The sequence below is a fragment of the Streptomyces sp. NPDC048295 genome, assembly GCF_040652135.1.
Classification (GTDB): Bacteria; Actinomycetota; Actinomycetes; order Streptomycetales; family Streptomycetaceae; genus Streptomyces.
In genome coordinates, this window is the sequence record NZ_JBEZLL010000015.1 from 34,465 (window position 1) to 46,243 (window position 11,779).

Genomic DNA, 11,779 nt, shown 5'->3' on the forward strand with positions numbered 1-11,779 from the left:
ACGCGCTCGGTCCTCCATGCCTTTTGCGACACCCGGCACGTACACGCGCTCAGTCCTCTATGCCTTCCGCCGCGCGCCTCTCGCGCAGCTCCCTGATCGCGCGGCGGCGGGCGAGGCGGTGGGTGCGCCGGATCTGCGCCTCCTGGTAGCGCCGCTTGTCGCGCTCGGTCTCCGGCACCACCGGCGGTACGGGGCGCGGCTTGCCGTCCGCGTCGACCGCGGCGAACACCAGGTAGGCGCTGCCGACCTGCTGGGCGGGGGTGGACTCGTTCCAGCGCTCGGCCATGACCCGGACGCCGACCTCCATCGAGGAGCGCCCCGTCCAGTTCACCTGGGCGCGGACGTGCACGAGGTCACCGACGCGGACCGGCTCCAGGAAGACCATCTCGTCCATCGAGGCCGTCACGGCGGGGCCGCCGGAGTGCCGGCCGGCCACGGCGCCCGCCGCGTCGTCGACCAGTTTCATGATCACGCCACCGTGCACCGTACCCAGCAGATTGGTGTCGCTGCCGGTCATGATGTGGCTGAGGGTGGTCCGGGAAGCGGCGGTCGGCTTGCCCGGAATGTCGCCCTCCGGGCGCGGGGCCTGATCTGTCATACCGTCCACCTTATGCGGGGCCTTACACGCGGCCGCAATGCATCAGCTTCGCAACAGCCCTGATGCGATTTCCCGCACCCCCTGTAATACCGGCGCACCTGGCCTGCACACTGGACCGCATGAACGATTGGCCCGAGGGATGGTCCGACGACAACCGCGGCGGCAACCGCTACGGGCAGGGCGGCGCCGGTGAGCCGCCCGAGGGCGCCCGCGTCATGCGGCACGTCCAGCGCCCTCCCGTCCCGCCCCAGCACCGCCCGGCCGCGCCCCGGCAGCGTCAGGGCGGGTCGCAGCAGTACGCCGACGGCCGTGACGGCGCCGGAGCGTACGACAACGGTTACAACACGGGCCAGGTCTACGGCGGCGGCCGGGGCGGCGGCCAAGGCGGCGGCCAAGGCGGCGGCTACGCCCAGGGGCGCTCGGCGCCCGACTGGCGCCGCCGGATCAAGATAGGCGCGCTGACCCTGGTGGTCGTGGTCCTCGGGGTCTCCATAGGCACGTACTTCTGGGCCGACTCCAAGCTCAAGCGCGAGGTGGACCTCTCCAAGGTCATCGAGCGGCCCAAGAGCGGTGACGGCACCAACTACCTGATCGTCGGTTCCGACAGCCGCGAAGGCATGACGGCCGAGGACAAGAAGAAGCTCCACACGGGTTCCGCGGAGGGCAAGCGGACCGACTCGATGATGATCCTGCACGACGGATCCAACGGGCCGACGCTGGTCTCCCTGCCGCGCGACTCGAACGTCGAGATCCCCTCGTTCAAGGGCTCCGACTCCGGCAAGCTCTACCCGGGCCGCGGCCGCTTCACCAAGCTGAACGCCGCCTACGCCATGGACGGGCCCGAACTCCTGGTCCGTACGGTCGAGTTCAACACCGGACTGCACATCGACCACTACGTCGAGATCGGCTTCGGCGGCTTCGCCAAGATCGTGGACGCGATCGGCGGGGTGGAGCTGGACATCCCCAAGGGCTTCAAGGACAAGAAGTCCGGCGCCGACTTCAAGGCGGGCAAGCAGACGCTGAACGGCGAGCAGTCGCTGGCCTTCGTCCGCACCCGATACGCCTTCGCCCAGGCGGACCTGGCCCGCACGAAGAACCAGCAGAAGTTCCTCGCGGCGCTGGCGAGCCAGACGGCGACGCCCGCCACGATCCTCAACCCGTTCAAGCTGTACCCGACGATGGGCGCCGGCCTGGACACCCTGATCGTGGACAAGGACATGTCGCTCTGGTCCCTGGGCCAGATGTTCTTCGCCATGAAGGACGTCACCGGCGGCGACGGCAAGTCGATGAACATGCCGATCTCGGGTTTCTCGGGCGGGAATGTGGTCTGGGACAAGGCCAAGGTCAAGCAGTTGGTGGAGCAGCTCAACAACGACGAGAAGGTCACCGTCACCGAGAACTGACGACGACAACTGGCGGCAGGGCCCGGACGGTTCGCCGTCCGGGCCCTGCCGCTGTCCGCTCATGCGCGACAGTCGATGCCACCCCACCCGTCCATCGATGGATGGGTCTTCGCGGGCTCCTGGTCGTCGACGTCCGGGCGCCGCGACCCCTCCGGTCCTGCGGGACCGGTGCGCACCATCCGTTCGATCCGGGCGGTCTCGAAGCAACGCCCGCGTGACCCGGTGGGCCGAGACCGTGACCGTGGCCGGAAGGCACCGGGGATGCGGGAAGGAGCGCCGGGACCTTGTCAGTGGCGGCGCCTACAGTCGCACGCATGAACCAGGAGCCGCAGCCCCCGAACCTCATGCTCGACCTCGACGCGCTCACGGCAGCCACCGGCGAGCAGCCCGACAGGCAGGCGGCATGGCGTTTCATCCGCGCCTTCGCCCGCGACTGGAGCCGGCACCCCCTGGCCGGGGCCGACGGCCACACCCCCGCCGACCTCGACGCGGCGCAGGCCCGGCTCGGCCTTCCCATGCCCGCGGCCCTGCGCGAGGCCTACCAACTGCTCGGGCGCCGCAGGGACCTGACCGACAATCAGGACTCCCTGCTCGCCCCGCAGGACCTCTACGTGGACGAGGACCGCGGCGTACTGGTCTTCCGCGTCGAGAACCAGTCCTGCGCCTACTGGGGCATACGCGTCACGGACCTCGACCAGGAGGACCCGCCGGTGGTGGCCCGCGCCGACCTCGTCCGGCCCACCGCCGACGACTGGGAGGCGTGGCTGGGCCGGGTCAGCATCGCGTTCGTCGAGATCGTCCTGTCCGAGGCCCTGTGCGCCGACGAGGACCTGATGGGGTGGGTGACCCCCGGCGACGAAACCGGCCTGCCCGAGGACATCACCGCCGCCTTCCGGCGCCTGCCGTTCCCGGAGTACCCGACAAGTCAGCAGCGCGGCTCACGCTGGTACGCGCACGACGAGATCATCCTCCGCGACGGTCACCGGACCGCGATGTTCCGCGCCCGTACGGAGGAGGCCTTCGACCGCTTCGACGGAGAGGACGAGGAGGGCTGACGGGAGTCGCCCCGCCGGGGCCGGCGGCCGAGCAGGATCAGCGCTCGGTCGCGTAGGAGACAAAGCCCGCCCAGGCGTTGGGACCGAAGACGAGGCGTGGGCCTTGGGCGTTCTTGGAATCGCGGACGTGAACCGTGCCTAGGGCGAGAGCCATCTCCACGCAGTCGGCCTCACTGCCGTCGCTGCTGTAGCTGCTCGTGCGCCACTCCAGCTCCTCCGCCCCGGCGTCACCGTGTTCCGTACCGGTCCAATCCACGCTCATTCGTGCCTCACTTCCGACGCGTTTGCCGTTCTTGGCCCAACCCCTGGTGTTCCCGACACGTCACCCCGGACAGCCGGGACAGCACTGGACGAGCACGGGACAATCGCCGTACGCAAAGGGGGCTTCGAGATTCACGGTACGCATGCGTGGCCGCGCCGAATGAGAAAGCCCAGCACATCACCCGAACCGAACATTCCGCTCCCGCTCGGCCGGGCTTTCCAACTCTGCGCCGCGCCAGAGCCGTTCCACCGGGTCGCGGAAACCCGCGACGCGGTGAGCCGCGTCCCCGCGTTCCGCGAGGCATAGAGCTTTTGAGGACCTGGGGAAATTACCCTCCCCACCCAAACCCGACTCCGCCCCGCTCTCGTCACTCACTCGGGTGACATGGGGCAACTGGGCTGGATTTCAGGCGGGTTGGCTGGCATATGCTCGCCGCGACAACTCCAGACATGCGTCGGCCCCCGACCGAGATTCGCCGTCTCAACCGGGGGCCTGACCACCGAGGAAGTAGGAGCTTCCCGATGGATACCCCGCAGACTACCGCGCCCCCGCGCGCCCCGTCCCCCGTACCCGGAGACACCACACCGACGTCCGGTGTCATCCACATCAACTTCCGCCATGCCGCTGGCTTCACCGTCATCGGCAACCACCTCGCCCAGCACCGCGGACTCTCCCTCGCGGCGATCGGGCTCGCCGCCCACATCCAGTCGCTCCCCGCCGGAGCCAGGATCGGCATCAAGCGCCTCGCCGAACGCTTCCCCGAGGGCGAGACCCGCATCGCCGCCGCCCTGCGCGAACTCGAAGCCCACGGCTACCTCCACCGCAGCCGCGTACGCCTCACCGACGGCCGCATCATCACCCGCACCGTCTCGTACAACCAGCCCGGCGCCACCGCCCACCCCGTCACAACTCCCCGGCCCCGGACGGACCCCAGCCGGCCGACCTCGTTACCCACGCCGCCGCCACCGCCGCGCGCGCCCGCTCCCGAACCGCGCCCCGCTCCATCCCCTGCACCCCAGCCGCAGCCCGCCCCCGTCCCCGTACCGGCCCCCACCACGCGCACGGCACCGCCACCCCCGCTCCCCCAACCGCAGGAGCTCACACCGGAACTCCAGCGCGTGGCCACCACCCTCCTCACCGACCTGCGCCGCCATGCGCCCCAACTCGTCCTCTCCGAGAACGACATCCGCGCCCTCACTCCCGGCGTCGCCACCTGGCTCGAACGCGACGCCCACCCCGACACCATCCGCCACGCCCTCACCACCGACCTCCCGAACCCCCTGAAACACCCCGCCAAGCTCCTGCGCCACCGGATCACCACACTCCTGCCACCACCGCTACCAGGAGCCCAGGACGTCGCCGCACTCGCACGCCCCGAGGTCATCGTCATCCCGCTCCAGAACTGCGACCGCTGCGACCGCTGCGACCGTGCCTTCCGCTCCCGCCACTCCGGCCAGTGCCGCGACTGCCGCGACTGCCGGACCGACCTCCACACAGCCGCCTGACCGAAACGTCACTCGACCCGAACGGACCTCAATGGTCAGCTCGCCCCACGAAGCAATGCACCGCATCTTCCAGGAGTACCCCGGCCTCTTCTCCCGCGTCTCCGAAGTGCTCGGGGTCGACATCCCACCACCCACGTCGGCCACCGCCCTGCCCACCGACCTCACCGAGGCCCGTCCCGTCGAACGTCGGGTGGACACCCTCCTGCGCATCGAAACGGAGCACGACGGGCCCTTCGTCCTCGCCATCGAGGCCCAGGGCAAGAAGGACCCGCGCGAGACCGCCAGCTGGCCGTACTACGTCAGCTATCTCCACAACAGGTACGGGCTGCCCGTCCTGTTACTGGTCGTCTGCCAGGACCGCGCCACCGCCGAATGGGCCGCACGCCCCATCGCCATCGGCGTCCGTCAATGGCAGACCCTCGCCCTGAACCCCCTCGTCGCCGGCCCGCACAACATGCCGGTCATCACCGATGTGGCCGAAGCCCGCAAGGACCTCGCCCTCGCCACCCTGGCCGCCATCACACACGCCGACAATCCGGACGTCGGTGCCATACTGAAAACCCTGTCCGCCGCACTGCGGGACACACCGGAAGCAATCGCCGACCCCATCGTCGAACTCACCGCACAGGGCCTGGGCAACCGCCCGGCCGCACAGCACTGGAGGAACCTGGTGGCCGTGGACCTCTCCTTCTACAAGTCCTTCATGTCGGAAGAAATCCGGGACGAAGGCCGGGCGCAAGGCCGGGCGCAAGGCCGCGCCGAGGACATCCTGCTCGTACTGGGAGAGCGCGGCATCACCGTTCCCGACAGGATTCACAGGCAGATCACCGATTGCGGCGACCCCGAGACTCTGCGCCGGTGGCTCATGCGTGCCGTCACCGCCACCTCCGCCGAGGAGATCTTCACCGAGGAGTAGCGTCGGCCTCATCCCGGTGCGTGCCCTGCCTGTGGGACATGGTTGATCCCGATTCGGTCTGCTCCGAGCAGGTCGTGGGAATCGGTGGCTTGGCGCACGCTCGTTGCATAGGCTCGTTGCGTGCAGTGGCATCAGGTACTCGGCTTCGTGGTCGCAGTCACACCCCTCACATTGATTCCCGGCACGAGCTTCACGCTGGTCACGCAGCAGGTGATCGCGGGGTCGCGGTTCGACGGTGTTCGCGCCGCGTTCGGCTCGGCGTGCGGGCTCTTGGTGCACGCAACCTTTGCCGCGATTGGCTTGTCGGCCCTCGTCATGTCGTCGGCTCAGGCGTTGACGGTGGTGAAGCTCCTGGGCGGCATCTATCTCATTTGGCTGGGCGTGACCACGTGGCGTGCGACGCGTCGAGGTGCTGAACCAACGGCACGGAGGCGATGGCGCTTGCCATGGGCTCAGCTCGGGGGCTTTGGCCAGGGGATGTGTTCCAACGTGCTCAACCCGAAGGCCGCGTCGGTCTATCTCACTCTGGTCCCGCAGTTCCTCACGTCGAGCCGCCCCATCGCGCCACAGATCGCGACGCTTGCGATGGTCCATGTGGCCATGGTGCTGGTGTGGCTGCTGTTCTGGACATCTGTGGTCGCCGCTGCGCGCGCGGCGATCGACACACCTCGATTCCGGCGTGGGATGAATCGTCTGGCGGGAGCCGTGCTGGTCGCCCTGGGGGTTCGAACGGTAACGGCGAGCTGAGCCCACACCCCCTGGCTATCCCGTAGCTGCCGGCTACGGCGAAATGATCCTTGGAAGAGTTCCGGGGCCTCCGCCCCTGAGCAGGCAAGGGAATGCCCCCACCGGGTGGTGGGGGCATTCCCTTGGTGTGATTCGAGTGGTCGGAGCAGAGCGCGGAGCGGATTGCCGGAGGCCGATCGCGACTCGCGAGGTGCGAGGTTCGAGTCGCTGGAAACGGCCTCTGACCTGCGAAGCTCCTGCTACGGCAGGTTCCTCGACATCACGATGCGCTGGACCTGGTTCGTGCCCTCGTAGATCTGGGTGATCTTCGCGTCGCGCATCATCCGCTCCACCGGGTAGTCCCGCGTGTAGCCGTAGCCGCCGAGCAGCTGGACCGCGTCCGTGGTGATCTCCATCGCGACGTCGGAGGCGAAGCACTTGGCCGCGGCGCCGAAGAAGGTGAGGTCACCGTCGAGGCGCTCGGACTTGGCGGCGGCCGAGTAGGTGAGCTGGCGGGCCGCCTCCAGCTTCATGGCCATGTCGGCGAGCATGAACTGGATGCCCTGGAAGTCGGCGATCGGCTTGCCGAACTGCTTGCGCTCCTGGACGTAGCCCTTGGCGTAGTCGAGGGCGCCCTGGGCGATGCCGAGGGCCTGGGCCGCGATGGTGATGCGGGTGTGGTCCAGGGTCTTCATCGCGGTGGCGAAGCCGGTGCCCTCCTCGCCGATCATGCGGTCGGCGGGGATGCGGACGTTGTCGAAGTAGACCTCGCGGGTCGGGGAGCCCTTGATGCCGAGCTTCTTCTCCGGGGCGCCGAAGGAGACGCCCTCGTCCGACTTCTCGACGACGAAGGCGGAGATGCCCTTGGAGCGCTTGGTCGGGTCGGTGACGGCCATGACCGTGTAGTACTCGGAGACGCCCGCGTTGGTGATCCAGCGCTTCACGCCGTTGAGCACCCAGAAGTCGCCGTCGCGCACGGCCCGGGTCTTCATGCCGGCCGCGTCGGAACCCGCGTCGGGCTCGGAGAGGCAGTACGAGAACATGCCGTCGCCCTTGGCGAGGGGGCCCAGGTACTTCTTCTTCAGGTCCTCGGAGCCGGAGAGGATCACCGGGAGGGAGCCGAGCTTGTTCACGGCGGGGATGAGGGAGGAGGAGGCGCAGACACGGGCCACCTCCTCGATCACGATGACCGTGGCGAGGGCGTCGGCACCCGCGCCGCCGTACGCCTCGGGTACGTGCACCGCGTGCAGGTCCGCAGCGGTCAGGGCGTCCAGCGCCTCCTGCGGGAAGCGCGCCTCCTCGTCGACCGCCGCCGCGTGCGGGGCGATCTTCGCCTCGGCGAGCGCACGCACCGTCTCCCGGAGCATCTCGTGCTCCTCGGCCGGACGGTACAGGTCGAAATCGGTCGAACCCGCCAAGACGCTCACTCCCCAAAGACGCTAACTACCGTTAAGTAACCCAATTTTAGAGCGCGGCTCCCGGGATGGCCTATGCAATGCCCGCGTGAGCTTCACGACAGGGGTGGGAGAAGGGTGGAGAAAGGGGTGCGGGCAGGCGGAAAACCCGGGCTTCGGGAGCACGACTATGCTCGTTCACCGCACGTCTGTCCGCATCTCACAGGAGCACTTCATGGCCCTCAGGATCACTGTGATCGGCACCGGCTACCTCGGCGCCACCCACGCCGCGGCCATGGCCGAGCTGGGCTTCGAGGTGCTCGGCCTCGATGTCGTGCCCGAGAAGGTCGAGATGCTGAGCACCGGCCGGGTCCCGATGTACGAACCGGGCCTGGAGGAGCTGCTGCGCAAGCACGTCGAGGGCATCGAGGGGTCCACCGGACGGCTGCGGTTCACCACCTCCCCGGAGGAGGTGGCGGCCTTCGGCGATGTGCACTTCGTCTGTGTGAACACTCCGCAGAAGCACGGCGAGTACGCCTGCGACATGAGCTTCGTGGACGCCGCGTTCGAGTCGCTGGCGCCGCATCTGACCCGGCCCGCCCTGGTCGTCGGGAAGTCGACCGTCCCGGTGGGCTCGGCGGCACGGCTCGCGGCGCGGCTGGCGGAGCTGGCACCGGTGGGCGCCGATGCGGAGCTGGCCTGGAACCCGGAGTTCCTGCGCGAGGGCTTCGCCGTGAACGACACCCTGCACCCGGACCGGATCGTCGTCGGGGTGGCGAGCGAGCGGGCCGAGAAGCTGCTGCGCGAGGTGTACGCGGTACCGGTCGCCGAGGGATCGCCGTTCGTGGTGACGGACTTCCCGACCGCCGAGCTGGTGAAGACCGCGGCCAATTCCTTCCTGGCCACGAAGATCTCGTTCATCAACGCGATGGCGGAGGTCTGCGAGGCCGCCGACGGCGATGTGAAGAAGCTGGCCGAGGCGATCGGGCACGACGAGCGGATCGGCTCGAAGTTCCTGCGGGCCGGCATCGGCTTCGGCGGCGGCTGTCTGCCGAAGGACATCCGGGCCTTCATGGCGCGCGCCGGTGAGCTGGGCGCGGACCAGGCGCTGACCTTCCTCCGCGAGGTCGACTCGATCAACATGCGGCGCCGCGGCCACATGGTGGAGCTGGCCCGGGAGGCCGTGGGCGGCGATTCCTTCCTCGGCAAGCGGGTGGCGGTGCTGGGTGCGACGTTCAAGCCGGACTCGGACGACGTACGGGACTCGCCGGCGCTGAACGTGGCCGGGCAGATCCACCTCCAAGGCGGCCAGGTCACGGTCTTCGACCCGAAGGGCATGGAGAACGCCCGGCGGCTCTTCCCGACCCTCGGTTACGCGGACACGGCGCTGGACGCGGTGCGCGGCGCCGATGTGGTGCTGCATCTGACGGAGTGGCGGGAGTTCCGCGAGCTTGACCCGGCGGCGCTCGGCGAGGTCGCGTCCCGCCGGATCATCCTGGACGGCCGCAACGCGCTCGACAGCGAGCTGTGGCGCGCGGCCGGCTGGACGTACCGGGCGATGGGCCGCCCGACGGCCTGAGCCGGACGAAAGACCCTGAGGGCTGTCCCGCGGGACAGCCCTCAGCCGCGCTTAGCGCGGTAGGTGCGCATTTTGGCGCGGGCGCCGCACACCGACATGGAGCACCAGCGGCGACGTCCCGCCGGGCTGCGGTCGTAGTAGGCCCAGCGGCAGTCCTCCGCCTCGCAGGCCTTGAGCCGGGACCAGGTGCCCTCGGCCGCCGCGGTGGCGATGGCCGACGCGACGCGTGCGGTCAGCCCGGCCGGTTCGGCGACGGGGCGCAGTGCGGCGGCGCCCGCCGCGTCCACGGTGACGCGCAGGGGCGCCCCGGCGAGGAGCCGGTCGAGCGTGGCCGCGGCGTCGTCCGGCGAGCGGTGGCCGGCGTGGGCGAGGCAGGCGGTACGGAGCGCCTCGCGCAGTTCGCGCGCATCCGGGACCTCGGGCTCGGTGAGGCCGAGGGCGGCCCGCCCGTCCGCCGTGTCGAGGGTGTCCGCGCCCGTCTCGACGTCGAGCGTGTTGACCAGTGCCTCGATCAGGGCGAGTGCGCCGGGCGCGGGTTCCTTCTCACTCATGACTGCGACCTCATGACTGCGACCTCATGACTGCGACCTCATGACTGCGACCTCACGATTGCGACCTCATGGTTGCGACGTTACTTCCTTTGCGGCAGCATGCAGTAACGGTTACCTGTTGAAGGGGTTTAGCGGTAACCGACTGCATCCATCTGCCCGAGGAGGAATTGTCATGGCTGTCGCCACGCTGGGATCGGTCGTTCTGGACTGCCCCGACCCGGCCGCGCTCGCCGCTTTCTACGCGGGGCTGCTCGGCGGAGAGATCGTGCCCGGCGGGGAGGACTGGGTGGAGCTGACCGGCACCGGGGGCACGCTCCTCGCGTTCCAGGCCGCGCCCGGTCACGTACCGCCGCGGTGGCCGAGCCCGGACGCACCGCAGCAGGTCCACCTGGATCTGACCGTGGCCGATCTGGACGCGGCGGAGAAGGAGGCGCTCGCGCTGGGCGCCACCGTGCTGGAGGCGGACGACCGGGAGCGGAGCTTCCGGGTGTACGCGGACCCGGCGGGGCACCCGTTCTGCCTCTGCGCGGGGTAGTGGACGACGTGTGGGGGCGCCCCGGAGAGCGCCCCCACACATGACGTGCCGGGACCGGTCAGCCGGTCCGGCCGTCCAGCTGCTCGATCGTGGCGTGCGACGGGCCGCGGCGGGTGCGCAGCTCGCGCGCCACGTCCTCGGCGTCGCGCAGCACCCGTACGGCGTTCTGCCAGGTGAGCTTGGCGAGATCGGCGGCGGACCAGCCGCGGCCGAGCAGCTCCGCGATCAGGTTCGGGTAGCCGGCGACGTCCTGGAGGCCCTGGGGGAGGAAGGCCGTCCCGTCGTAGTCGCCGCCGATGCCGATGTGGTCGACGCCGGCGACCTCGCGCATGTGGTCGAGGTGGTCGGCGATGGTCGCCACGGTGGCCATCGGGCGCGGGCTGGCCGCTTCGAAGTCGGCGTGGATCCTCATGGCCCGCGCGGTGGTGTCGAGGTGGTGCAGACCGTGCGCACGCAGGTTCTCGTCCGCGGCCCGGGTCCAGGCGACCGCCTCCGGCAGGACGAACTTCGGTACGAAGGTCGCCATGGCGATGCCGCCGTTGGCGGGGAGCCGGCCGAGGACGTCGTCGGGGATGTTGCGCGGGTGGTCGCAGATCGCCCGTGACGAGGAGTGCGAGAAGACCACCGGCGCCGTGGAGGTGTCGAGCGCGTCGCGCATCGTGGTGGCGGCCACGTGGGAGAGGTCGACCAGCATGCCGGTGCGGTTCATCTCCCGTACGACCTCGTGGCCGAACGGCGAGAGGCCGCCGACACCGGGCTCGTCGGTCGCCGAGTCCGCCCAGGCGATGTTGTCGTTGTGCGTGAGCGTCATGTAGCGGACGCCCAGGGTGTGCAGGGCGCGCAGGGTGCCCAGCGAGTTGTTGATGGAGTGGCCGCCCTCGGCACCCATCAGGGAGGCGATTCGGCCCTCGGCGCGGGCCGCCTCCATGTCGTCGGCGGTCAGCGCGCGGCGCAGGTCGGCGGGGTAGCGGCCGATCAGCTCGGCGACCACGTCGATCTGCTCCAGGGTGGCGCTGACGGCCTCGTCGCCCGCCATGTCGGTCCGTACGTAGACGGACCAGAACTGGGCGCCGACGCCGCCCGCGCGCAGCCGGGGGATGTCGGTGTGCAGATGGCCGGACTGGTCGGTGGCGATGTCGCGGGCGTCGAGGTCGTAGCCGACCTGTTCGCGCAGCGCCCACGGCAGGTCGTTGTGCCCGTCGGCGACGGGGTACTCGGCGAGGAGTTCCCTCGCCCGCTCCAGCTGCGCCACCGT

13 protein-coding genes are annotated in these 11,779 nt (G+C 69.8%); 7 read left to right on the forward strand and 6 right to left on the reverse strand.

Translation table 11 applies throughout. From position 1 onward, the window contains the following. Positions 1 to 49: 49 nt before the first annotated feature. Positions 50 to 598 (reverse strand): acyl-CoA thioesterase, encoded by a 549-nt coding sequence (locus AB0D53_RS22390; protein WP_362449252.1) that lies wholly within the window; start codon positions 596 to 598, stop codon positions 50 to 52. Positions 599 to 717: 119 nt separating this feature from the next. Between AB0D53_RS22390 and AB0D53_RS22395 the strand changes: the two genes are divergently transcribed. Next, a complete protein-coding gene (locus AB0D53_RS22395; protein WP_362449254.1) occupies positions 718 to 2,001 on the forward strand; it encodes an LCP family protein in 1,284 nt (427 codons plus the stop codon). Positions 2,002 to 2,060: 59 nt separating this feature from the next. Here the strand turns inward: AB0D53_RS22395 and AB0D53_RS22400 are convergent, their stop codons facing one another. After that, complete coding sequence (locus AB0D53_RS22400) at positions 2,061 to 2,264, reverse strand: DUF5954 family protein (protein WP_362449504.1); 204 nt, start codon at positions 2,262 to 2,264, stop codon at positions 2,061 to 2,063. Between the two features lie 51 nt (positions 2,265 to 2,315). Between AB0D53_RS22400 and AB0D53_RS22405 the strand changes: the two genes are divergently transcribed. After that, positions 2,316 to 3,056, forward strand: coding sequence for an SMI1/KNR4 family protein (locus tag AB0D53_RS22405; RefSeq protein ID WP_362449256.1), 741 nt, complete (start codon positions 2,316 to 2,318; stop codon positions 3,054 to 3,056). A gap of 37 nt (positions 3,057 to 3,093) precedes the next feature. Here the strand turns inward: AB0D53_RS22405 and AB0D53_RS22410 are convergent, their stop codons facing one another. Continuing rightward, entirely contained in the window at positions 3,094 to 3,318 is a 225-nt protein-coding gene (locus tag AB0D53_RS22410) for a DUF397 domain-containing protein (RefSeq protein ID WP_362449258.1), read from the reverse strand. 521 nt (positions 3,319 to 3,839) lie between these two features. On the opposite strand from AB0D53_RS22410, the gene AB0D53_RS22415 reads away from it, so the two are divergent. The 3 genes from AB0D53_RS22415 to AB0D53_RS22425 all read left to right on the forward strand — a co-directional run bounded on the left by AB0D53_RS22415 (position 3,840) and on the right by AB0D53_RS22425 (position 6,486). After that, complete coding sequence (locus AB0D53_RS22415) at positions 3,840 to 4,823, forward strand: helix-turn-helix domain-containing protein (protein WP_362449260.1); 984 nt, start codon at positions 3,840 to 3,842, stop codon at positions 4,821 to 4,823. Between the two features lie 31 nt (positions 4,824 to 4,854). Then, positions 4,855 to 5,739, forward strand: coding sequence for a hypothetical protein (locus AB0D53_RS22420; RefSeq protein WP_362449262.1), 885 nt, complete (start codon positions 4,855 to 4,857; stop codon positions 5,737 to 5,739). 120 nt (positions 5,740 to 5,859) lie between these two features. Beyond that, positions 5,860 to 6,486, forward strand: a complete 627-nt coding sequence (locus tag AB0D53_RS22425; RefSeq protein WP_362449264.1) for a LysE family translocator — start codon at positions 5,860 to 5,862, stop codon at positions 6,484 to 6,486. A gap of 239 nt (positions 6,487 to 6,725) precedes the next feature. Here AB0D53_RS22425 and AB0D53_RS22430 read toward each other — a convergent pair whose 3' ends face one another. Next, positions 6,726 to 7,883 carry an acyl-CoA dehydrogenase gene (locus tag AB0D53_RS22430; RefSeq protein WP_329815317.1) on the reverse strand — a complete coding sequence of 386 codons (1,158 nt, stop codon included), beginning with the start codon at positions 7,881 to 7,883 and terminating at the stop codon, positions 6,726 to 6,728. A 211-nt stretch (positions 7,884 to 8,094) separates the two neighbouring features. Here AB0D53_RS22430 and AB0D53_RS22435 point away from each other — a divergent pair, with 211 nt between their 5' ends. Next, positions 8,095 to 9,438, forward strand: coding sequence for a UDP-glucose/GDP-mannose dehydrogenase family protein (locus AB0D53_RS22435; RefSeq protein WP_362449266.1), 1,344 nt, complete (start codon positions 8,095 to 8,097; stop codon positions 9,436 to 9,438). A gap of 41 nt (positions 9,439 to 9,479) precedes the next feature. On the opposite strand, the gene AB0D53_RS22440 is transcribed toward AB0D53_RS22435, so the two are convergent. Further along, positions 9,480 to 9,989, reverse strand: a complete 510-nt coding sequence (locus AB0D53_RS22440) for a CGNR zinc finger domain-containing protein (protein ID WP_362449268.1) — start codon at positions 9,987 to 9,989, stop codon at positions 9,480 to 9,482. 172 nt (positions 9,990 to 10,161) lie between these two features. Between AB0D53_RS22440 and AB0D53_RS22445 the strand changes: the two genes are divergently transcribed. Further along, complete coding sequence (locus tag AB0D53_RS22445) at positions 10,162 to 10,524, forward strand: VOC family protein (protein WP_362449270.1); 363 nt, start codon at positions 10,162 to 10,164, stop codon at positions 10,522 to 10,524. A gap of 58 nt (positions 10,525 to 10,582) precedes the next feature. Here the strand turns inward: AB0D53_RS22445 and AB0D53_RS22450 are convergent, their stop codons facing one another. After that, the gene (locus AB0D53_RS22450; protein WP_362449273.1) at positions 10,583 to 11,776 is read right to left on the reverse strand and encodes a dipeptidase; all 1,194 of its coding nucleotides are present in this window, start codon (positions 11,774 to 11,776) and stop codon (positions 10,583 to 10,585) included. Between the last annotated feature and the right edge of the window lie 3 nt (positions 11,777 to 11,779).